17 protein-coding genes and 1 pseudogene are annotated in these 19,839 nt (G+C 63.7%); 13 read left to right on the top strand and 5 right to left on the bottom strand.

Going from position 1 to position 19,839, the window contains the following annotated elements; all coding sequences use genetic code 11:
• Positions 1 to 11 precede the first annotated feature (11 nt).
• Positions 12 to 908, bottom strand: a complete 897-nt coding sequence (gene galU / locus Q0071_RS05440) for a UTP--glucose-1-phosphate uridylyltransferase GalU (protein ID WP_298166133.1) — start codon at positions 906 to 908, stop codon at positions 12 to 14.
• A gap of 126 nt (positions 909 to 1,034) precedes the next feature.
• On the opposite strand from galU, the gene murA reads away from it, so the two are divergent.
• Entirely contained in the window at positions 1,035 to 2,318 is a 1,284-nt protein-coding gene (murA, locus tag Q0071_RS05435) for a UDP-N-acetylglucosamine 1-carboxyvinyltransferase (protein WP_298166131.1), read from the top strand.
• The gene (chrA, locus tag Q0071_RS05430; RefSeq protein ID WP_298166129.1) at positions 2,318 to 3,604 is read left to right on the top strand and encodes a chromate efflux transporter; all 1,287 of its coding nucleotides are present in this window, start codon (positions 2,318 to 2,320) and stop codon (positions 3,602 to 3,604) included. Before murA ends, chrA begins: the two co-directional genes overlap by 1 nt.
• Here the strand turns inward: chrA and Q0071_RS05425 are convergent.
• Positions 3,593 to 3,829, bottom strand: a complete 237-nt coding sequence (locus tag Q0071_RS05425; protein WP_298166127.1) for a ribbon-helix-helix domain-containing protein — start codon at positions 3,827 to 3,829, stop codon at positions 3,593 to 3,595. The two genes, chrA and Q0071_RS05425, sit on opposite strands and share 12 nt — an antisense overlap.
• A 61-nt stretch (positions 3,830 to 3,890) precedes the next feature.
• Here Q0071_RS05425 and Q0071_RS05420 point away from each other — a divergent pair, with 61 nt between their 5' ends.
• A complete protein-coding gene (locus tag Q0071_RS05420) occupies positions 3,891 to 4,676 on the top strand; it encodes a DUF4019 domain-containing protein (protein WP_298166125.1) in 786 nt (261 codons plus the stop codon).
• Between the two features lie 45 nt (positions 4,677 to 4,721).
• Here the strand turns inward: Q0071_RS05420 and phbB are convergent, their stop codons facing one another.
• Positions 4,722 to 5,444 carry an acetoacetyl-CoA reductase gene (gene phbB / locus Q0071_RS05415; protein ID WP_298166123.1) on the bottom strand — a complete coding sequence of 241 codons (723 nt, stop codon included), beginning with the start codon at positions 5,442 to 5,444 and terminating at the stop codon, positions 4,722 to 4,724.
• Between the two features lie 112 nt (positions 5,445 to 5,556).
• The gene (locus tag Q0071_RS05410) at positions 5,557 to 6,372 is read right to left on the bottom strand and encodes a hypothetical protein (RefSeq protein WP_298166121.1); all 816 of its coding nucleotides are present in this window, start codon (positions 6,370 to 6,372) and stop codon (positions 5,557 to 5,559) included.
• 365 nt (positions 6,373 to 6,737) lie between these two features.
• Between Q0071_RS05410 and Q0071_RS05405 the strand changes: the two genes are divergently transcribed.
• From Q0071_RS05405 to Q0071_RS05360, 10 genes are all read left to right on the top strand, one after another.
• Positions 6,738 to 7,211, top strand: coding sequence for a DUF3576 domain-containing protein (locus Q0071_RS05405; RefSeq protein ID WP_298166160.1), 474 nt, complete (start codon positions 6,738 to 6,740; stop codon positions 7,209 to 7,211).
• Between the two features lie 66 nt (positions 7,212 to 7,277).
• Positions 7,278 to 9,839: a leucine--tRNA ligase gene (gene leuS / locus Q0071_RS05400; RefSeq protein ID WP_298166119.1), complete on the top strand. Its 2,562-nt coding sequence runs from the start codon at positions 7,278 to 7,280 to the stop codon at positions 9,837 to 9,839.
• Positions 9,840 to 9,897: 58 nt separating this feature from the next.
• Positions 9,898 to 10,326: an LPS assembly lipoprotein LptE gene (gene lptE, locus Q0071_RS05395; RefSeq protein WP_298166158.1), complete on the top strand. Its 429-nt coding sequence runs from the start codon at positions 9,898 to 9,900 to the stop codon at positions 10,324 to 10,326.
• A 7-nt stretch (positions 10,327 to 10,333) separates the two neighbouring features.
• Positions 10,334 to 11,368: a DNA polymerase III subunit delta gene (gene holA, locus Q0071_RS05390; RefSeq protein ID WP_298166117.1), complete on the top strand. Its 1,035-nt coding sequence runs from the start codon at positions 10,334 to 10,336 to the stop codon at positions 11,366 to 11,368.
• Positions 11,369 to 11,568: 200 nt separating this feature from the next.
• On the top strand, positions 11,569 to 13,002 hold the full coding sequence (locus Q0071_RS05385) for a sugar transferase (protein WP_298166115.1): 1,434 nt from the start codon (positions 11,569 to 11,571) through the stop codon (positions 13,000 to 13,002).
• 204 nt (positions 13,003 to 13,206) lie between these two features.
• The gene (locus Q0071_RS05380) at positions 13,207 to 13,473 is read left to right on the top strand and encodes a hypothetical protein (RefSeq protein ID WP_298166114.1); all 267 of its coding nucleotides are present in this window, start codon (positions 13,207 to 13,209) and stop codon (positions 13,471 to 13,473) included.
• Between the two features lie 316 nt (positions 13,474 to 13,789).
• On the top strand, positions 13,790 to 15,109 hold the full coding sequence (locus Q0071_RS05375) for an O-antigen ligase family protein (protein WP_298166112.1): 1,320 nt from the start codon (positions 13,790 to 13,792) through the stop codon (positions 15,107 to 15,109).
• Positions 15,110 to 15,236: 127 nt separating this feature from the next.
• Positions 15,237 to 15,905 (top strand): polysaccharide biosynthesis/export family protein, encoded by a 669-nt coding sequence (locus Q0071_RS05370; RefSeq protein ID WP_298166111.1) that lies wholly within the window; start codon positions 15,237 to 15,239, stop codon positions 15,903 to 15,905.
• A gap of 13 nt (positions 15,906 to 15,918) precedes the next feature.
• Entirely contained in the window at positions 15,919 to 18,165 is a 2,247-nt protein-coding gene (locus Q0071_RS05365) for a polysaccharide biosynthesis tyrosine autokinase (RefSeq protein WP_298166109.1), read from the top strand.
• A gap of 54 nt (positions 18,166 to 18,219) precedes the next feature.
• On the top strand, positions 18,220 to 19,365 hold the full coding sequence (locus tag Q0071_RS05360; protein ID WP_298166107.1) for a hypothetical protein: 1,146 nt from the start codon (positions 18,220 to 18,222) through the stop codon (positions 19,363 to 19,365).
• A 372-nt stretch (positions 19,366 to 19,737) separates the two neighbouring features.
• On the opposite strand, the pseudogene Q0071_RS05355 reads toward Q0071_RS05360, so the two are convergent.
• A pseudogene (locus Q0071_RS05355) lies at positions 19,738 to 19,839 on the bottom strand (IS630 family transposase); the annotation flags it as partial.

Here is a 19,839-nt window from a genome sequence, read left to right as displayed (position 1 = left end):
CCGCCGGGTTACTACGCCAGCAGACGCTGCATGATCGCGCGGACGTCATCCGCCATGTCGGGCCGTTCGAGTGCCAGCGAAAGCGTTGCCTCGACGAAACCGGCCTTGCTGCCGCAGTCAAACCGCCGCCCGGTGAAGGTCACGGCGTGGAACGGCTGCTCGCCGATCATGCGCGCCATCGCATCGGTCAGCTGGATTTCGCCGCCCGCACCCTTTTCCTGGCCTTCCAGCGTGCGCATGACTTCCGGCTGCAGGATATAGCGGCCGGAGATGATGAGATTCGAAGGCGCTTCCTCGCGCTTCGGCTTTTCGACCAGCCCGGTCACTTCGGTAAGCTTGTCCGAAATGCGCGCGCCGGGGGCGATCACGCCGTAGCTGGAAACCTCCTCCTCCGGCACTTCAAGCACGCTGATGAGGTTGCCGCCGACTTCGTTGTAGGCCTCCACCATCTCCTTCATGCAACCGGGCGAGCCGATCATCAGCTCGTCGGGCAGGAAAATCGCGAATGGCTCGTCGCCGACGATGGCACGCGCGCACCAGATCGCATGACCAAGGCCCATGGGCACCTGCTGGCGGACGGTCACGAGATTGCCGGGAAGGATGCGGGTAGCATCAAGAATCGAGAGGTCCTTGCCGCGATCGGCCATCGTCCGTTCAAGCTCGAAAGCCGTATCGAAGTGCTCGACGATGGCCGTCTTGCCGCGACCGGTAACGAAAATCAGCTGCTCGATACCCGCCTCGCGCGCCTCGTCCACCGCATACTGGATCAGCGGCCGGTCGATGATCGGCAGCATTTCCTTGGGGATCGCCTTGGTCGCCGGAAGAAACCGCGTACCCATGCCTGCCACGGGGAACACCGCCTTGCGGACAGGCTTGCGGACGGGCTGCGATGCATTGCTACCGGACATGTCGTGTCTGATCCCCCTTGCTGAACGGCCGGTAACGGCCTCAGCCGCACTGTGGCATAACGTGGTGCTAGTGCGCCATCATTTCGATCCTGTTGCGCAAGGCCTCAAAAGAGGTAAACGACCGCGATGGACAAGATCATCATTCGTGGCGGTAACCGCCTTTCCGGCACGGTTCCAGTCTCGGGCGCGAAGAATGCTGCGCTGACCCTGCTACCCTGCGCGCTCCTGACCGAAGAGCCGGTAACGCTGCGCAATTTGCCGCGTCTTGCCGATATCGATGGCTTCCAGCACCTGCTCAACCAGTTCGGCGTTTCGACCTCGATCGCAGGCGCAAGGCCTGAAGATTTCGGCCGGGTGATGACCTTGCAGGCGACACGGCTGACTTCGACAGTCGCGCCCTACGATCTTGTACGCAAGATGCGCGCCTCGATCCTGGTTCTCGGCCCCCTGCTGGCCCGCGCGGGCGAGGCGACTGTCTCGCTCCCCGGCGGCTGTGCCATTGGCAACCGCCCGATCGACCTGCACCTCAAGGCGCTCGAAGCCTTCGGTGCGCAGATCGAACTTGCGGCAGGCTATGTCCGCGCGATTGCGCCGGACGGGGGGCTGCCGGGCGGTGATTACAGCTTCCCGATCGTCTCGGTCGGCGCGACCGAGAATGCGCTGATGGCGGCCGTCCTCGCGCGGGGAACCAGCACGCTGCACAACGCCGCGCGCGAGCCGGAAATCGTCGACCTGTGCAACCTGCTCGTCGCGATGGGCGCGCAGATCGAAGGGATCGGCACGTCCGACATCACCATCCACGGCGTGAACCGGCTCCACGGTGCGACTTACATGGTCATGCCGGATCGCATCGAGGCGGGCAGCTACGCCTGCGCGGCAGCGATCACTGGGGGCGATATCACGCTCGCCGGCGCGCGCGCCGAGGACATGGCCTCCACAATTCAGGCGCTGCGCGATGCGGGCGTTCTGGTCGAGCAGGTTCGCGGCGGCTTGCGCGTCGCCAGCGACGGCCAGCTCCGTCCGGTTACGCTCTCCACCGCGCCCTATCCCGGCCTTGCCACCGACATGCAGGCGCAGCTCATGGCAATGCTGTGCCTTGCCAATGGCTCGAGCGTGCTGACCGAGACGATCTTCGAGAACCGCTACATGCACGTTCCCGAACTCAACCGGATGGGCGCGCATATCGAGACCAAGGGGCGCACCGCCATCGTTCACGGCGTGAGCAAGCTGCACGGCGCCGAAGTGATGGCAACCGACCTGCGCGCTTCGATGAGCCTCGTGATCGCAGGCCTTGCTGCCGAGGGCGAATCGCAGGTCCACCGGCTCTATCACCTCGATCGCGGCTATGAGCGGCTCGAAGAGAAGTTCGCACTGATCGGCGCGGACGTGGAGCGCGTCGGCGGCGACTGATGCCGGTTCCGACGCTGGCAGAACTGACCCGGGTTTTCGCGCGGATCGGTTGTCTCAGCTTCGGCGGGCCTGCCGGCCAGATCGCATTGATGCAGCGCGAGCTCGTGGATGAGCGCAGATGGGTTGAACAAGACGCGTTCCTGCGCGCGCTCAATCTCTGCCATCTTCTGCCCGGCCCGGAAGCCCAGCAACTCGCCACATGGATCGGCTGGCGGCTGCACGGTGTGCGCGGCGGGCTGATCGCGGGGCTGCTCTTCGTCCTCCCCGGCGCGGCGGTGATGCTGGGGCTTTCCCTGCTCTATGTAGCGGCTGCCGGGCTCCATTGGTTTGCGGCCCTGTTCCTTGGCATCAAGGCAGCGGTGCTGGCCGTCGTCCTGCAGGCGCTGATCCGTGTCGCGAGGCGGGCGCTGGGCACGCGCTTCAAGCTGGCGTTGGCGGTGCTGGCCGCGCTGGCGCTAACGCTTCTACACGCGCCCTTCCCGCTGGTGATCCTGATGGCCGGTCTAATCGGCGCGGCGGCAGCGAAGTGGGCGCCGCAGTGGCTGGGCACACACCATGCCGCTGCTGGCGACGGCCCGCTGCAGGCCCCGCGTCGGCTCGTGGTCCTGACCTTTCGGACCGTCGCGGTATGGCTCGCCATCTGGGGTCTGCCCCTGGCGCTGGTATTCGTCACGCTCGGTCCCGATCATGTGCTGTGGCAGGTCGGTTTGTTCTTCTCCCGCCTCGCCGTCGTTACCTTTGGCGGAGCCTATGCGGTGCTCGCCTATATGGCGCAGGCGGCCGTGAGCGGGTTCGGCTGGCTTTCTCCCGGCGAGATGGCGGACGGCCTCGGCCTTGCCGAAACAACGCCGGGTCCGCTGATCATGGTCACGCAGTTTGTTGGCTTCATCGCCGCGTGGCGCCATCCGGGCGGCTTATCGCCGCTCGTTGCCGGCTTGCTCGGCGCAGGCCTCACCACATGGGTCACCTTCGCCCCCTGCTTCCTGTGGATCTTCGCCTGCGCGCCATGGATGGAACGACTGGAGCGCGCCGAACGGCTGCAAGGCGCGCTGGCGGCGATCACGGCTGCGGTTGTCGGCGTGATCGCCAATCTGGCGCTGTGGTTTGCCTTGCATGTGCTCTTTGGCCGCGTGTCGGCAGCGGGAATGCCCGATCTCGCCAGCCTCGACTGGCGCGCCGCCGTGATCGCCGCTGGCGCCGCCGCGATGCTCTTCCCCCTGAAACGTGGGATCATGCCAACGCTCGCCATCGCCGCAGCAGCGGGCTTCGCGCTCTCAGCCCTCTAGCGCCCGCGCAGCGAGCCACAGGCGGATCGCACCGGCGAGCCCCGGCGGCGTTTCTGCGCCAATCCGTTCGGCATCGATCCGCGCGACAAGGGCGTTGATCGGCACGCCTTCCGCTTCGGCAGCCGCGCGCAGCCAATCCCAGAACAGCGGCTCAAGGCTGATCGAAGTCTTGTGCCCGGCAATCTCGACAGAGCGCTTGATGGGTGGGTGGTATGGGACGGCCATGGACGGGAGATACGAATTATTGGGGGTGGCCCGCAACAGGCGGCGTCTCTAGATCGGCGGAATGTCGAGCGGATATCAGGCACTCACCGAAAAGGAAAAGGAAACGCTGCGCCTTCTGCTTGGCGGTCATGATGCCAAGTCCATCGCGCGCCACCTCGATCTTTCTGTCCACACCATTCATGAACGGCTGCGGGATGCCCGGCGCAAGCTGGCAGTATCAAGCAGCCGCGAGGCAGCGCGATTGCTGCACCAGATCGAAGCTCAGCACCCCGAATTGCTGGGGGACAAGCCAATCGGGGATGCGGCACTGCCCGCTGCGGCGCATCCAGACCGGCAGACAGCCCTAAGTGATGGCGATTGGCGCCGCGCCGGGTGGATTGTCGGAGGACTCGCCATGACCGTCAGCCTTGCCTTGCTTGCCTTGCTTGCCCAGTCCGGCACCCACGCTCCTTCAGGAGCCATGGAGCTTGCCAGTGCGCCCGCCAGTCCCGCTGCCGCAGTTACGCCCACTTCGGCGAGCGAAGCGGCTGCGACGGATGCGGCGCGGCGTTTCCTTGCCATGCTCGACCATGACGATTGGACCGCGAGCTGGCAGGCCACCCACAAGTCGTTTCAGCTGCTCAATACCGTCGAATGGTGGGCGCAGGCCTCACGATCGGTGCGCGCCCGGGTCGGCAAGCCGATATCCCGCGAGTTGGCGACAGTCGATTTCACCGCCGCGCCGCCCAATGGCTACTGGGTGATCACGTTCACGGCCCGCTACAGCAAACAAACCCGCGTGACGGAAACGCTTCAGATGGCCTCTGAAGGCGACGGCTGGAAGGTTGCGGGAATCACCGTCGAGTGAGCCCGAGGTGCTGCCCCGCCCAAGAAGGGGCGGGGCAATCACCGATCAATACATGTGCTGGCCGCCATTGATGCTCATCGTCGAGCCGGTGACGAACGCGCCGTCCTCCGAGGTCAGGAAAGCAACGCCGCGCGCGATCTCATCAGCCTGGCCGAGGCGGCCGACCGGGATCTTGGCGACGATCTTCTCCAGCACCGGCGCGGGCACTGCCGCGACCATATCGGTATCGATATAGCCCGGCGCGATGGCGTTCACGGTCACGCCGTACTTGGCGCCTTCCTGCGCCAGGGCCTTGGTGAAGCCGTGGATGCCGGACTTGGCAGCGGCGTAGTTGACTTGGCCATACTGACCCGCCTGGCCGTTGATCGAGCCGATGTTGACGATGCGGCCCCAGCCGCGCTCGCGCATGCCGGGGAACGTGGCCTTGGCCATGTTGAAGCATCCGCCGAGGTTGATGCGCATCACCTCGTTCCAGTCGTCGAAAGTCATCCTGTGGAGCACGCCGTCGCGCGTGATGCCGGCATTGTTGACCACGATGTCGATCGGACCAACCTCAGCAGCGATCTGCGCGCACATTTCGAGCGTCGCTTCATGATCGCCCACGTCAAAGCGATAGGCCTTGATCCCGGTCCGCTCCGTGAACGCGCGCGCCTTTTCCTCATTGCCTGCATAGTTGGCAACAACCGTGCGGCCCTGCGCCTGCAGCGCGAGGGAAATGGCTTCACCGATACCCCGAGTACCCCCGGTAACCACAGCAACGCGCGTCATTGTACTCTCCCTCTCCGGTCAATGGCAGGGAGGGTAAACGCAAGGCTGCTGGCCGACAAGCACTTAGGCTGCGGGCATACGACTGCACCGCATCGGTTCACAACGGCAAGGGTTAGAACCGGAACTGGGTTCCGACGTAGACCGCCTGGCTATCCTTCTTGCCATCGGTCAGCGGACGAAGCCGATCACGCTCGGGCGAGTAACGCACGCCGGCGGTAACATCGAGGTTGCGCGTCAGGCGATAGCTTCCGCCCAGATCGACCTGATAATCGTTCTGGCTCTCGAACGTCCGCGGCGTGTGGCCGACATGGTCACGCGTATCGAGTTCGATCCGCGGGGCAAGCCGCGACGAAACGCCGGACGAAGGCGTGATGAAATTGTCCTTGCGGCCGATGGCGCGCAGGTCAGGCATGTCCAGACGCTGGATATCGAGCCGCGCGTTCTCACGCGAGACACCCGGTGCTGCCGCGAAGCTCTGATAGCCGCGGGCAAGACCGAGATTGTAGACCATCGGCGCGATCCGAATCGGCGCAGCGCCGGGTGCGCTCGCCCCTGCAGGCATCGAAGTGCGAACGACGAGGTTCTGCGAGCCGATTTCATTGACGCGCACCGCCACCGTCACCGCGCGATCAGGACGATTTTCCATCCCGGCGGGGGTGAAGCGGAACAGCCGGCTATGACCGGGAGTACGTCCCTGGATCTGCGCAGTGATTTCCGAAACGAGCTTGGGATCAACCGACGCTGGCGTGAACGAGCCGATTCCGCCGCGCGCCGAAAGGCTCACCGGTGAAGAGACGAAGCCGCCAGTCAAGGCGCTGCCAAGCGCGGGCGCCGCAACCATGCCGAGCAGCGCGCACCCGACCAACGGCAGCACGCGCACACGGAAAACTCCGTGCGATTTGGCTCCCTTGATCGTCTTGCCACCCATGGCCAGCCTGGACTTTCCCGTTACCGAGGCACGCAAATCGCCACACCAGCGAATCTGAACGCGCGCTCTGTAAGTTGGACATACGGTGCCCTGAGGATAATTTCCAGTAGGACAACGATTTTCTGGTGCGCCGGCAGCGTGTCTTGGCAAACCTGTTGCACCTGGCCCACAGGTCATCGCTTTGCCGATAACCGTGGCCTGCTCGTTCATACTAGCATAAGCCGCAATTCACCATTCATTGCATTGCCCTTGCGGCGCGCAGCGCGGGGGTGATAGAGCGCCAGCGGCAAGGCGTCGCAAAGGCGCGGATTTCACAAGGCAGGACGCACGGCGAGGCCGCGCAGGCGCCCGCCAGCAAGGACAGTATGCACGTGACGACACGCCCCCGCATTTCTTCTTCGCTCGTCCGGGGTATCGCAACCGGCCTGCTCGTCATCGCCGCAACCGGCCTCGTGGCGGGATGTGGCGGAAAGCCGCGCCCCAAGCTGGACCTCGCGGCCAGCAAGGTGACGACGATCGGCGTCAACGCCTACCTGTGGCGCGCCACGCTAGAGACGCTGTCGTTCATGCCGCTCGTGCAGACCGACAGCAACGGCGGCGTGGTGGTGACGGACTGGTACGCCAATCCGCGCAACCCGAACGAGCGGATGAAGCTCACCGTCTCGATCCTCGACCAGGATCTGCGCGCGGATGCGCTGCGGATCGCCGCCAGCCGCCAGGTGAGCCAGGCCGGAAACTGGGTCGATGCCCCCGTCCAGGCCGCAACTGTCCAGAAGCTGGAAGACATCATCCTCACCAAAGCGCGCGATCTGCGGCGGCAGACGCTGGTCCAGGGCTGAATTCCGGGCGGGTTTACCCTCGCCTGACAGTTGCACGGCTTCGCGCCGCTCCCTAGAGGGGGCGGCATGACTGCCGATCGCTCAGAATCCGTTCGCCCAGAACCCGTCCGCTTCGATCCTGCCACCGCCGATCTGCGCTGGCAGCGTGCGTGGGACGAGCGCCAGACCTTCCGGGCTGACGACACCTCGCCAAAGCCGCGCAGCTACGTGCTGGAGATGTTCCCATATCCTTCGGGGCGCATCCACATCGGCCACGTGCGCAACTACACGATGGGCGACGTGCTCGCGCGCTACAAGCGCATGCGCGGGTTCGAGGTGCTCCATCCGATGGGGTGGGACGCCTTCGGCATGCCGGCCGAGAACGCGGCTATGGAAAAGGGCGTCCATCCCGGCGGATGGACCCGCGCCAACATCGCCAACATGAAGGCCCAGCTGAAGCGCCTCGGCTTCGCGCTCGACTGGAGCCGCGAACTGGCGACCTGCGAGCCGGAATACTACGGGCACGAACAGGCGCTGTTCCTCGATCTCTATGCGGCGGGCCTCGTCACCCGCAAGGAATCGACCGTGAACTGGGATCCGGTCGACATGACCGTGCTTGCCAACGAGCAGGTGATCGACGGACGTGGCTGGCGCTCCGGCGCGCTGGTCGAGAAGCGCAAGCTGAGCCAGTGGTTCCTCAAGATCACCGAGTTCGCCGACGAACTGCTTGAGGGGCTCTCCGGTCTCGACAAGTGGCCTGAAAAGGTCCGCACGATGCAGGAGAACTGGATCGGCAAGTCGCAGGGCCTGCAGTTCCGCTTCAAGCCGGTAGCCCCGCTGGCCGAGGACATCGAGGTCTATTCGACTCGGCCGGACACGCTGTTTGGCGCAAGCTTCGTTGCCATCGCTGCAGATCACCCCATCGCGCAGGCGATTGCCAAGGATTCGCCCGAGGCAGCGGCCTTCATCGCGAAGTGCAAGCAGGGCGGCACCACCGCCGCCGAGCTGGAAACGGCAGAGAAGCTGGGCTTCGACACCGGCTTCGAGGTGCTGCATCCCCTCGACAGTGGCTGGACGCTGCCGGTCTATATCGCGAACTTCGTGCTGATGGACTATGGCACGGGCGCGGTATTCGGCTGCCCCGCGCACGATCAGCGCGATATCGACTTCGCCCGCAAGTACGGCCTGCCGGTCACCCGTGTCGTCGCCGATGGCGACAAGACCGATCCCGTGTTCGAGGGCAACGAGGCCTACACCGGCCCCGGCAAGCTCGTGAATTCGCGCTTTCTCGACGGCATGGACGTGACCGCAGCCAAGGCCGCCGTGATCGCCCGCGCCGAGGCTGAAGGTTGGGGCGAAGGCAAGACCGTGTGGCGGCTGCGCGACTGGGGCGTCTCGCGCCAGCGCTACTGGGGCACGCCGATTCCGTTCATCCACTGCGAGATCTGCGGCGTGGTGCCGGTGCCCAAGAAGCATCTGCCGGTCGTGCTTCCCGAGGACGTCACCTTCGACGTGCCCGGTAACCCGCTCGACCGCCACCCGACCTGGAAGCATGTCGATTGCCCGCAATGCGGCCACCCGGCGCGGCGCGAGACCGATACACTCGATACCTTCGTCGATTCGTCTTGGTACTTCCTGCGCTTTGCCAGCCAGCCGGGTGATGCGCCGTTCGATGCGGAGGCGATCAGGAAGTGGCTGCCGGTGGAGCAGTACATCGGCGGGATCGAGCACGCGATCCTGCACCTGCTCTACGCCCGCTTCTGGACCCGGGCGCTGGCGCGGATCGGCAAGCTGGAGGTGAAGGAGCCCTTTGCCAGCCTGTTCACGCAGGGCATGGTGACGCACGAAACCTACGAACGGCGCAATCCCGAGAACGGCCAGCCCGTGTTCTTCTCGCCAGGTGAAGTCGAGCGCACGGCGGAAAGCGCAACGCTCAAGGCGGATGGCGCGCCGGTCGAAATCGGCCGCGTGATCAAGATGTCGAAGTCCAAGAAGAACGTGGTCGATCCCGACGAGATCGTCGCGAAGTATGGCGCCGACGCGATTCGCTGGTTCATGCTGTCGGACAGTCCGCCCGAGCGCGACCTGCCTTGGTCGGAAGCGGGCATCGAAGGCTGCTGGCGCTTTGTGCAGCGGCTGTGGCGCCTGTTCGGTGCAGCGGATGCGGCAGCGACAGGTGAGGACCTCGCACTGCGGCGCAAGACGCACCAGACCGTCCATGCCGTAGCGCAGGACATCGAGGCACTTGGCTTCAACAAGGCCGTGGCGCGCATCTACGAACTGACCGGCGCGACCGAGAAGGCCGCGCCCTCCGCCGACCGAACCGCAGCGATCCACACGCTGCTTCTGTTGGTTGCGCCAATGATGCCGCACCTTGCCGAGGAAGCTCATGCCGCGCTGGGCGAGGGGTTGGTTTCCGATGCCGCCTGGCCCGCAGTCGATCCGGCGCTGCTGGTCGATGATGAAGTGACGGTCGCCGTGCAGGTCAAGGGCAAGCTGCGCGACACGTTGACGGTTGCAAAGGGAACCGCGCGGGAAGAACTCGAACGGCTTGCTCTCGCCTCGGACAAAGTGCAGCGTGCGCTGGACGGGGCGGAAGTGAAGAAGGTGATCGTGGTGCCCGATCGGCTGGTGAACCTTGTCGCGTAAAGTCCTCCTCGCCGCCCTTGCGCCATTGGCGCTGCTGGCCGGTTGCGGTCTTCAGCCGATGTACGCAGGCGGCGGCAGCGGCAAAGTTGCGCAGGCGCTGGCCGGCGTCGACGTGACATCGATCGAGGGCAAGGCGGGATGGCTCGTGCGAGCCGCTCTGGTCGACCGGCTCGGTGCCGGTGCGCAGGGCGCACCGCGCTACCGGCTTGATGTTCGCCTTGACGAACAACTGCAGGGCCTCGGCCTGCTCTCGAACGATGCGGTGACCCGCGAGCGGCGCACCTTGCGTGCGCGGTATCAGCTCGTTGATCTGGCTAGCGGTGAGATCGTGCTGGACGCAACTGCAGGTGCCGACGCGGGCATCGACATCGTCTCGAGCGAATATGCGGTGATCGCGGCAGAGCAGACCGCGCTCGAGAACCTGAGCCACGAGGTGGCCGACCAGATCGTGACCCGCGTCGCCACGAAACTGCGCAAGGCAGGCTGAGCGCGCCGTGAAGGCGACCCAGAAGAACTTCGCCGGCCAGATTGCGCGTGCCGCTGCGGACGCAACAGTCTTCTATTTCTGTGGTCCTGATGAAGCCGGCGCGGCAGATGCAGCAGCGCGCCTTTCCGCGCACATTGCCGCGCAGCAAGGCCAGTTTGAGCGGATCGAGCTGGCCGGTGCGGACCTGCGGCGGGATCCGGTGCGGCTGGCAGACGAGGCGCGGTCAGTGTCGCTGTTCGGCGACAAGCGCCAGATCCATGTCCGCTGCTCGGGCGATGAAATTCATGATGCGGTCGAGACCCTGCTTGCCAGCCCGATCAAGGGCTGGCCGGTGTTCATCCTCGCCACTTCGGCAACCGACAAGTCACGCATCGCCAAGCTGCTCGTCGATCGGCCTGACGCACTTGTCACCATGTTCCATCCGCCGGATCTCCGCTCGGTCACGCTCGCGGTCCGCGAAATGGCGGATCCGGTTGGCCTGCTGCTGACCGACGAACTGGCGGAGCGCATTGCCCGTGGCGCGGCGCTCGACACGCGTATGGCACGCGGAGAGATCGAGAAGCTCGCGCTCTATCTCGACGCGAGCCCCGAGTCGCCACGGCGGGCCGATACCGCCGCGCTTGATGCCATCGCTGCAGTCAGCGAAGACGACAGCTTCATGCCCCTGGTCAATACCGTACTTGCAGGAGACATTGCGCGCCTTTCTTCTGAATTGGCGCGCATGCAGGAGCTTGGACTCAATCCCGTCGGCTTGCTTCTTGCATTCGAGCGCCGTGCCGCACAGCTCGCGCAACTTGCCGGGCGAATGCGGGGTCGCGGCGATGTTAACGCGTTTCTTGAGCAGGAAATGGCTGCGCGGCGTGTATTCTTTCGGGACAAACCCGATCTGGCGCAGCAACTTCGGCGTTGGCGCGGACGCAAGCTGGGACGACTCGTTGAACGGCTGATGAACCTGCACCGCCAAATCCTCGCGGACAACCGCAATGGCGAAATTGTTTTATCTCAAGGTCTTGCTGAAATAGCACGCGCAGCGGCCCGCTGACCATTCCGACGAGTTGCCGCTCCTGTCAGACCGGTTGTGACGGCGATCACACCGACTCGCTTGTTTTTGGCCGATAACGCTGTACGTATTGCAACGCAGCATTCCTACCGATACCGAGGCATCTGCTTATAAGAACTTTTGTCGTCCGGGTCGCACAACCGGAACGCTGATTTCAAGCGGTTCAAAAAGGTGCTTTAGCGATGACGACGTTGCAGCGAGACAGAGATACTGTCGCGTCGCCCACCGGTTCGGGGGGCGATGGGCCATCCGGCGTGAAGCGCCAGCTCAAGTTGCCGCTGGCGCCGTCGCTCGAGAAGCGCCGCCTCCAAGCTTATCTGCTGCTTTTGCTGATCGACGGTCTGGTGATCGTCGGCGCCTCATTGCTCGTCAGCCTGCTCTACATAGGTCATGCGAACGACCCGCAGACCGTCCAGCAGATCGAGCTCTATGTGCCTCTCTATTGGGGCGCGGCGCTCATGACGCGGGCCTATACGATCCAGGCACTCACTTCGCTGCGGTACAGCCAATCGCGTTCGATGATGGCCATGGCCATGGCGCTGACGATGATGATCTTCATCGCGTTCTTCACCAAGTCGAGCGAACAGTTTTCGCGCGTATCCACGGTGGCTAGCCTGTTCGTCATTGCCGGCGGCATGGCCTGGGCGCGAGCGGTCGCACAGCCGATCATCCGCTCCGGCTGCGGCCCGACAGCGCAGAACGTGCTGGTGATCGACGATGGCGGAAGCCCGGTGCGCGTTCCGCATGCCTGGCATATCGACTCGCGCGAGCATCGCCTGCGGCCCGATCGCAGTGATCCGCACATGCTCGACAGGCTTGGCATGTTCATGACGAACATGGACCGGGTGATCGTGACCTGCCCGCCGGAACGCCGGAAGGATTGGGCGATGGTATTCAAGGGCTCGAACATCTGCGGTGAAATCGTCGATCCTGAAGTGAAGGAGCTGGGCGTGCTCGGTGCCGGGTTCGGCCACGGGTTCGGCTCGCTCGTCGTGTCGGTGGGGCCGCTTGGCCTCAGGGCACGGGGCGTCAAGCGCGCGATGGATCTTGCGATCGCCGGTAGCGCTACGATTGCGCTGGCGCCCTTGCTGCTGGTCGTCGCGTTGATGATCTGGCTGGAGGACCGCGGCCCGGTGTTCTTCATGCAGCAGCGCCAGGGCCGTAACAACCGCCTGTTCTGGATTTACAAGTTCCGCTCCATGCGCGTCGAGAAGCTCGATGCGACGGGAGCCCGTTCGGCCAGCCGCGACGATGACCGCATCACGCGCATCGGCCGGTTTATCCGCAAGACCAGCATCGACGAGCTACCGCAACTGCTCAACGTGCTGCGGGGTGACATGAGCATTGTCGGGCCACGCCCGCATGCGATCGGATCGCTTGCCGGCCAGAAGCGGTTCTGGGAAGTCGACCCGCGCTATCTGTTGCGCCACTCGCTGAAGCCGGGTCTGACAGGCCTTGCCCAGATTCGCGGCCTGCGTGGGGCGACCGATTCGGAGGCTGATCTGAGCAGCCGTCTGCAGGCAGACCTCGAGTATCTCGATGGCTGGACGGCCATCCGCGATATCCGCATCATTTTTGCTACCGTCAACGTTCTGGTTCACGATCGTGCGTTTTGAGGCGAGCCGTTCCTGCGGTGCGCTGAAGCGTTTGCGGTTGCGAGTTTGCAGCATGTTCGGATTCGATGTGCTTCAACCCGCAGCATTTTTCGTCCTTCGCAGTCGCAGCAACAATGCGCATGCGATGCAACATTCGGGTTGATCGAATCACTAAAGCGTACTAAGCGTATTTCCGTAAAGTTATTGGAGTGTGGGACTATGAGCATGTTCAAGATCGCCATCGCTGGTGCCGCTACGCTTGGCGTAGTTCTCGCTGGCACGGCCGCAAACGCTGAGCCGGTCCGCGCCGCTGCGGCCACTCCGGGCGTTGTTTCCGTGAAGCGGCTCAAGGCCGTTCGCACCACTGCCCCGGCAAAGCGTGAATCGCGCGAAGTGACCGGTGAAGATATCGGCCTCGGCCTGCTGGCTGGCGGCGCCGTCGGCTTCGCCATCTACGAAGCGACCAAGTCGAGCGACAGCAACGGCGGCTAATCGCTCCACGCTGATCAATGTACTGGAAGGGCTCGCGGTATCGACTTGCGAGCCCTTCTTGCAAGTGCCGCTGACGCGTTACCCCTATGCCGCGATCGGGTGTCCAATGTCAGGACTACGAGGTCCGGCATTAGGAGTTGCCCTTATATGGCGCGAATCCTAGACCGTCTGCCAGGGAGGCACTGATATGTCGGGCGCGCAGGCAATCAAGGGATCTGGCGATACACGTCGGGATGATACCCGCACGTCGTCGAGCAGAAGCCCGGACAAGCTTCCCCCTCTCAGTTCGCGGCCGCTTCCCGGAACTGCGCTCTGCATGGCTCTCGTCGGCCTCGCTATGGTTCTTGGCGGCGGCGGCACAGTCAATCCGCAGACGGAAATGGTACTTCAGGTGCTCACCGCCCTGATCCTCATTCCGCTTGTCACCAGCTCCAGCTGGCAGCGCGGCCTTGGCCCTGTGCAAGTGCCCGCGATGCTCCTTGCCGGCCTTGTCCTGGTGGTCCCGATCCTCCAGCTCGTGCCGCTGCCCCCATCGACCTGGCAGGCGCTCCCGGGCCGTGCAATCGAAACCCAGTCGCTCGCGCTGATTCAGGCTGACAAGTCGTGGATGCCGCTGACGATGTCTCCGGCGCGCACGTTTGCCTCGCTGCTCGCAACGATCTGTCCGGTCTTGCTGATGCTGCAAGTCAGCCGCCTTTCCCTGCGCGGTCGCAACTGGCTGTGCAGCGTGATTGTCGGGGTCGCCGTCCTGTCTCTCGCCGTCGGCGTGCTGCAATTGTCGCGAACCGCCGGGCTTGAATGGTCGCTCTACAACCAGTTCAGCGAAGGCTTCCTCGTCGGTTTTCAGGCCAACCGGAACGCGCAGGCGGACATCCTGCTCGCAGCGATGCTGGCGACGGGCGTCTTGGCGACTGCGCGGCTGGGCGACGGCCGCAATCACGGGTTGACCTGGACCGTGCTTGTACTGGTCATCATCGGCCTCCTTGTCGGCCAATTCATGACCGGCTCGCGCACGGGGATTACGCTGTCGACAATCGCCCTAGCCTTCATCCTGCTCATGCTGTGGCCGATGCTGCGCAAGCGCTCGACCATGCTCTACGGGCTTGCCGGTTCGCTGGGCGTCCTGGTCGTCAGTGGCGGGCTGCTGATGCAATTGCAGTCCGTCCAGAAGGTCGTCGCAAGGTTTTCGCTTGTCCGTGAGGCCCGCTGGGACCTCTGGGCCGATACGTGGTACGCGATTGGTCAGGTTTGGCCCTTCGGCAGCGGCATCGGCACCATTGTTCCAATGCTGGAGGCTGCCGAGCGGCTTGAAGTCGTCGACACCACCCGGCCAGTTCGCGCGCACAACGATTGGCTCGAATGGGTGCTTGAGGCTGGCCTGCCGGGGATGATCGTCCTTGGCGCGATCCTGTTGATCATCGGCTATCTGATCGTGCGAGCCATCATGTCGGCGCGCAAGTCTGATGCGTCTGCATCGCGGCGCGCGCAGGTGCTGTTTGCCATCGGGTTCCTGCTGATTGAAGCGCTTCACGCAGTTGTGGACTATCCGATGCGCAGCATGTCGCTTGCTGCGCTTACCGCAGTTGCGGTAGCGCTGCTGCTCGAGCCTGCTGCATCGCAGCGTAGCCGGCAATGATGCGCAGGATTTTCGCGCTCTCATCGGATGTTGCGCTGGGCCAAGTATGCTGGCATCGTTTCAATTGTTCAGATCTCGTTCTCGCCAAGGGGCATAGGTAATTGTGAAGAAATCCGCGGCCATCTTCATGCTGCTGGCCAGTGCAAGCCTTTCAGCCTGCTCGTCGCAGCTCTATGACGCGCTTCCCGCAAGGGATGCGGCCTATGCGCTTATCCCGGCGATCGACAAGGCGGTCGCCCCGACCCAATACCTGATCAACCCAGGCGACGTCGTGTCGCTCTCGGTGTTTGGTGAGCCTGATCTGACATTCCAGAGGCTCCCGGTCGACGATGCCGGGTTCATTCAGGTTCCGCTGGCGGGACCGGTTCATGTTGCAACATTGACACCGGCGCAGGCCTCTACCCTGATCGCGACAAAGCTGGGAACGCGGTTCCTGCGCGATCCCGAAGTGACGCTCAACGTCATCGAACAGCCGGGCCAGACGGTCACGGTCGAAGGTCAGGTGATGCGGGCGGGTAGCTATCCGGTCGACAATCAAACGACCCTGCTCGGCGCGATCGCACTGGCGCAGAGCCCGACGCGGATCGCGAAGCTTGATCAGGTCGTGGTCTTCCGGACGCTCAACAACCAGCGCATGGCGGCCCGGTTCGACGTTGCCCGCATTCGTGCGGGTCAGGATCCCGATCCCCAGATTCTGGGCGGCGACGTGGTCGTCGTAGGCTTCTCGCAGGCAAAGTCGATCTATCGCGACCTGCTGCAGGCAGCTCCCATCTTCAACGTTTTCACTCGATTCTAACCTCGGCGGTATCGTGCAGCAGATCACCCCAGTTTCCGGCCAGACCGAAACAGTCCTCGCTCCCGAGCAGATCGCTGCCAATGGCGGCTACGGCGCTTACAGGGAGTCCGATGCCTATCTCGATGGCGAACCTTCCTTCAACATCCGCGAACTCATCGCCATCATCAGGGCAAACCTGCTCATCATCGGCATCATTGTCGCTGCGATGCTGGCGCTGGCAGTTGTCGTGACGATGCTGCAAACGCCGCGCTATACTTCGGTAACGACGCTGCAGATCAACGACCAGTCTGCGCAGATCCTCGGGAAGCAGGACGACACGACGCAGGATCCGATCGTCAATTCAACCGATACCGACCGCTTCCTGCGCACCCAGGTCGACATTCTGAAGAGCAGGGCGCTTGCCGAACGCGTGGCTCAGAAATTGCGCCTGGTCGGCAACGCCAAGTTCTATGATGCCATGGGTGTGCGCCAGCCGACCGGTGACCTAACACGCGCCGAGCTTGACGATCTCACGATCCGTACGATCGAGCAGGCCCGCGATGTGGATCTACCGCGCAACACGCGACTGGCAACGGTCAGCTTCATCAGCACTCAGCCCGAAATGGCAGCCCAGATCGCCAATGCGTTTGCCTCGGAATTCATCCAGACCAACCTGCAGCGGCGTTTCGACAGTTCGACATATGCGCGCGAGTTCATTTCCGGGCAGCTTTCCGAAGCGCGCGCGAAGCTCGAGCGTTCGGAGCGTGATCTCAACGCCTACGCCCGTCAGGCCGGCCTCATTCGCGATCGCGATGCCAATAACGTGATGAGCCAGGGCGGCCGCGTCGGCAGCTCGGTAACCACCACAAGTCTGCTCGAACTCAACTCCGCCGCCAACCAGGCGCAGGCGGCCCGCATCGCTGCGGAAGGCCGCTGGCACCTCATGAACAGCGGAAGCGCACTCAATTCGCCTGACGTGTTGGCGAACCCGGCGATTGCGTCCCTTCTGGCCGAACGCGCTCGGAACATGGCCGATCTGGAACGGCAGCGCGCAAACCACCTTGAAGATTATCCGGCGGTCCAGCAGCTCAAGGCGCAGGTCGGCGTGATCGATGCGCAGATCCAGAATGTTGCGCGCAGCATCCGCGCCTCAGTCAAGCAGCAGTTTGACGCCGCTGTGGAGGCGGAGCAGAGCCTCAAGCAGCAGGTCGCCGAGCTCAAGAGCTCGTCGCTCGCAGAACAGGATCAGCTGGTTCAGTACCGCCTGCTCGAACGCGAGGCAGACACGAACCGTACCGTCTATGAAGGTCTGCTGCAGCGCTACAAGGAACTCAACGCAGCGGCCGGCATCAGCGCGAGCAACATCTCGATCATCGATCCGGCGATCGCGCCGATCCGCCCGAGCTCGCCGAACCTCCTGCGCAACCTGCTGATCTCGCTCGTTCTCGGGTTCGGCTTTGCGGCCGTCTTCATCTACCTGCGGACCCAGCTTGATGACTCGGTCAAGGTGCCGGAAGACGTCGAAGGCAAGCTGCAGATGGCGCTCCTCGGCGTCATCCCGCTTGCTGCGGACAGCGACATCGATGTGGCGATGGAGGACCCCAAGTCCCCCATCAGCGAAGGGTACAACTCGCTTCGCAGCGCCCTGCTGTACTCCACAGCGACCGGCCTTCCAAAGACGATGCTGGTCACCAGCTCGCAGCCATCGGAAGGCAAGTCGACCACCAGCATCGCGATCGCGCGGGGCATGGCGCGGCTTGGACGCAGCGTCGTGCTGCTTGACCTCGACCTGCGCCGTCCGGCTCTGCATCGCGCCATCCCGATGCTCAACGCAGAAAACAGCTGCGGTGTTTCGAGCATTCTGACCAGCCAGAGCACAGTCGATGAGGCCCTGCGCGACACCGATCTCGATACCCTCAAGGTGATCACATCCGGCCCGATCCCGCCGAGCCCGACCGAGCTGCTGAGCTCCAGCCGCATGACCCAGCTGCTCGAGGAACTCACCGCGCGCTTCGACCTCGTGCTGCTCGACAGCCCGCCGGTGCTCGGTCTCGCGGACTCCCCGCTCATGGCCGCACTCGTGGACGGCGTGGTGATCGTCATTCAGTCCGATCGCAGCCGCCGCGGATCGCTCAAGGCCTCGCTGCGCCGCCTGCGCAACATGCGGACGAATGTCCTCGGTGCGGTGCTGACGAATTTCGATCCGACCGACATGGGGAACCGTTACTCGGAATATTACGGCTACAACTACTACCAGTACAGCAACACCTCGGCGAACTGATCGATGCCGGACGTGATTGCCCTGAGCGTAGCCGGGCGAATCCGCAGGGCTGTCATGGTGCTGGGCCTCCTGGGCCTGGTCGTTGCAGCCCTGCTGAGCGGCACGGACCGCGAAAGCCGGGAGTTTCCCAACTCGCCCAGCTACGTCGGCTGGCCCTACGACACCGGTGCAGCCCGCGCCAAAGCCATTCTGGCGTTTGTCCAGCGCGGTCCGCAAAGGGCTATCGGCTATGCCCGCCGGGCCGTGATTTCCGATCCGATCTCCGCGCAGGCGATCTCGATCCTGGGGCAGGCGCAACTCTATTCGCAGCATCTTGCCGAAGCGCACGCCGCCTTCCGGGTTTCGGGACAACTCGGCTGGCGCGATTCGATGACCCAGATCTACTGGCTGGATCAGGCGCTTCAGGATGGGGACTACAAGGTTGCAGCCGAGCGGCTCGATGCCCTGCTTCGACAGGCACCAACCGACGAGAACCGCGATCGCTTCATCACGGCGGTTGCATCGACGCCTGAAGGGCGGGCTGCACTGGCCGACCGCCTGAAGTTGACGCCGATCTGGGCCCGCGAGTTGGTCAGCGATGTAAACGATCTGCCCGCCGACCAGATCCTGCAGCGGGTCGATATCATGCGGGTCGCAGGCAAGGGCGTTTGGGATTGTGGCGCGACGGAAAACATCACCCAGTCGCTCATAAAGTTGAACCAGCTTGATGTCGCGCAGGACGTCTGGCGCCTCAATTGTGAAACCTCGAGCTCACTCGTCTATGACGGGAGCTTCGAACAGTTCGATACGATGAAGCCGACTACGGGTTTTGACTGGCAGCTTTCCAACCGCGGCGACGCCGCCATTGCGCTGCTCGATGACGGGGCCGGCCACCGCAATCTTGCGCTTGAAGTGACGGCGGTCGTCACGCTGCCGATCATTCGCCAGCTCGTCGTGCTCAAGCCGGGCCGCTATCGTCTGACCTGGCAAACGCCGCAAACCGCGTCGGCGCAGGCTGCCGGGCTCAGTGTTTCGCTTGCCTGCAAGCCCGACCTGAGCACGGCGGTTTCGGGAAAGCCCGTAGATGGCAAGCAGGGCATGTGGAGCGCGGACTTCATGGTCGATGCCGAATGTCCGGCAAGGCAACTTGTATTCTGGTTGGCCCCGAAGGCGCCCATCCGTCTTGACGATGTGAGCCTTGTTGCCAATCCCGGGGCATAGAGCCCAGAAGGGGCCCTTGTCGCAGCTCTTTAACCGACCCCAATGTTTGAAGGTTGGACGTGACTAAACTGCGATTGGCATCGCCACTGCTCAGTCGAGAAGGCTAGGCCTCGCCGCCCGGTCCAACGTACGTCGACCATGAGTCAACGTCTCGATGCAGGTCCTGCGCCCCACCAATCACTAACCATTCTGCTTTCACTGGAAGTAAGTGGCTTGCCGCTCTCGCAAATCCAAAGGCCACTGCAGGATGAAACTTCCCATCGGCGACCGAGGAACGCCTCAATACGGGTGCTGAATCAAGACACGTCCTCTTCTCATCTCCACGACCAGCAGTTTCCGACAGACAACGGTCAGCATTAGAGCGGTTTCCGTTCATTCCGGTTCATAGCCGCATGATTTGAAGTAGTTGGCGCATTCGTCTGGCTGGAAGATGTCGACGAGCCTGCCGATCAGGTCCCACAACCCGCTGACGGT

The organism is Novosphingobium sp., assembly GCF_027486195.1.
GTDB lineage: Bacteria > Pseudomonadota > Alphaproteobacteria > Sphingomonadales > Sphingomonadaceae > Novosphingobium.
The sequence above is the reverse complement of the archived record's forward strand: the minus strand, read 5'-3'. Positions and strand labels throughout refer to the sequence as shown.

Bases quoted from the DNA above. Each gene is read 5' to 3' on its own strand.
- Q0071_RS05385 (WP_298166115.1), top strand. From the start codon at position 11,569: ATGACGACGTTGCAGCGAGACAGAGATACTGTCGCGTCGCCCACCGGT.
- Q0071_RS05360 (WP_298166107.1), top strand. From the start codon at position 18,220: ATGGTGCTGGGCCTCCTGGGCCTGGTCGTTGCAGCCCTGCTGAGCGGC.
- Q0071_RS05410 (WP_298166121.1), bottom strand. From the start codon at position 6,372: ATGGGTGGCAAGACGATCAAGGGAGCCAAATCGCACGGAGTTTTCCGT.
- Q0071_RS05380 (WP_298166114.1), top strand. From the start codon at position 13,207: ATGTTCAAGATCGCCATCGCTGGTGCCGCTACGCTTGGCGTAGTTCTC.
- galU (WP_298166133.1), bottom strand. From the start codon at position 908: ATGTCCGGTAGCAATGCATCGCAGCCCGTCCGCAAGCCTGTCCGCAAG.
- murA (WP_298166131.1), top strand. From the start codon at position 1,035: ATGGACAAGATCATCATTCGTGGCGGTAACCGCCTTTCCGGCACGGTT.
- lptE (WP_298166158.1), top strand. From the start codon at position 9,898: ATGTACGCAGGCGGCGGCAGCGGCAAAGTTGCGCAGGCGCTGGCCGGC.
- leuS (WP_298166119.1), top strand. From the start codon at position 7,278: ATGACTGCCGATCGCTCAGAATCCGTTCGCCCAGAACCCGTCCGCTTC.
- Q0071_RS05370 (WP_298166111.1), top strand. From the start codon at position 15,237: ATGCTGCTGGCCAGTGCAAGCCTTTCAGCCTGCTCGTCGCAGCTCTAT.
- phbB (WP_298166123.1), bottom strand. From the start codon at position 5,444: ATGACGCGCGTTGCTGTGGTTACCGGGGGTACTCGGGGTATCGGTGAA.
- Q0071_RS05425 (WP_298166127.1), bottom strand. From the start codon at position 3,829: ATGGCCGTCCCATACCACCCACCCATCAAGCGCTCTGTCGAGATTGCC.
- Q0071_RS05405 (WP_298166160.1), top strand. From the start codon at position 6,738: ATGCACGTGACGACACGCCCCCGCATTTCTTCTTCGCTCGTCCGGGGT.
- Q0071_RS05420 (WP_298166125.1), top strand. From the start codon at position 3,891: ATGTCGAGCGGATATCAGGCACTCACCGAAAAGGAAAAGGAAACGCTG.
- Q0071_RS05375 (WP_298166112.1), top strand. From the start codon at position 13,790: ATGGCTCTCGTCGGCCTCGCTATGGTTCTTGGCGGCGGCGGCACAGTC.
- chrA (WP_298166129.1), top strand. From the start codon at position 2,318: ATGCCGGTTCCGACGCTGGCAGAACTGACCCGGGTTTTCGCGCGGATC.